A 1,016-nucleotide genomic window follows, 5' to 3' on the forward strand; every position below is an offset into this window, starting at 1 on the left:
GGACAAGCCGCATCCACCAGCTCCCGGATCCGCAGCCGCGAGCAGAACGCGGCCACCACCGGTAATGCTCCGAGCATCTTCTCGACACTGGCCTGGCCCCACTGCGCACGCTGCCTCATCTGCCAGGCATACCGCGACGACGATCACCACAGCAAACCCGACGATCTTCAATCAACCCGACGTGCGGAAAACGGGGCTAGCCCTCGACGCCGCCGGGGCGCAGGAGGTGGCTCGGAAGATGACGGGCGCAGCTGTAGCTGCTAGGGACGCGTACGCGGCCTGGGATTTGCTGGACGGCGCGCCGCACGCCGCCGGCGACGACATGTCGACGCTGACCGCCATGGTGGACGCTGCAGAGCTGGGGCGTGGGCGCATTCGGCATGATCTGCTTGACGGCCTCCAGCACGCGGCGCGCACAGCCGCCGCAGTGATGCGGGATGAATTGGCGATCGCCGACTCGCACGACCGGTAGGAAAGCGATTACATGGGCGCGCTTAAGGCGGTTCATGCACTCACGCATGTGCCGGTCGTCTTCGGCGTGCGGATGTTCTCCACGATTCGCTTGTCTCATGAGACATCGCAGAGCTCGGCGTGGGGCCTAGCCTGAGGGCCCCACGCCAGTCCCGTTAAGTCAGCAGGTCGTTAATCCTGCTGAAGAGCTGCTCAGCGCGAGCGAGGGTGGCGCTGCTGATGTTCGGCATCACCGTGTTCTGCTCGCGCATGAGGACAGCGGCCGGCTTGTAGTGGTTGAACTTTCCGCCGGCGACGTTGTTGGACCGGAAGTAGGTCTCGATCTGCCGCACGATCCGCGGGTCGTGCGGGTTGAGGTCGGCAACGGTGATCGGGGCAGGCAAGTCTTTCGCGTAGGCGCGATTGACCAGACCGAGGTTGAGGGGCCACCGTGATTCCGGACAGCCGTGTTATGAGTGCAGCCTATGCGGCTGTCTGGGTTGTAAGGGCCTCGTTGAGAACCTCCAGGGGTGGCCGGTAGCCGAGCGCCGAGTGCAGGCGCCGAC

Annotated in this window: 2 protein-coding genes; one reads left to right on the plus strand and one right to left on the minus strand. The window is 65.1% G+C overall.

The window, feature by feature from the left end:
• Positions 1-238 precede the first annotated feature (238 nt).
• The gene (locus tag E1267_RS43850) at positions 239-472 is read left to right on the plus strand and encodes a hypothetical protein (RefSeq protein ID WP_132342240.1); all 234 of its coding nucleotides are present in this window, start codon (positions 239-241) and stop codon (positions 470-472) included.
• 154 nt (positions 473-626) lie between these two features.
• Here the strand turns inward: E1267_RS43850 and E1267_RS43855 are convergent, their stop codons facing one another.
• A complete protein-coding gene (locus tag E1267_RS43855) occupies positions 627-854 on the minus strand; it encodes a hypothetical protein (RefSeq protein ID WP_132342242.1) in 228 nt (75 codons plus the stop codon).
• Positions 855-1,016 lie beyond the last annotated feature (162 nt).

Source organism: Nonomuraea longispora (genome assembly GCF_004348345.1).
In the GTDB taxonomy this organism is placed as follows: Bacteria; Actinomycetota; Actinomycetes; order Streptosporangiales; family Streptosporangiaceae; genus Nonomuraea; species Nonomuraea longispora.

Coding starts and splice junctions, on each gene's coding strand:
- E1267_RS43850 (WP_132342240.1), top strand. CDS start 239: ATGACGGGCGCAGCTGTAGCTGCTAGGGACGCGTACGCGGCCTGGGAT.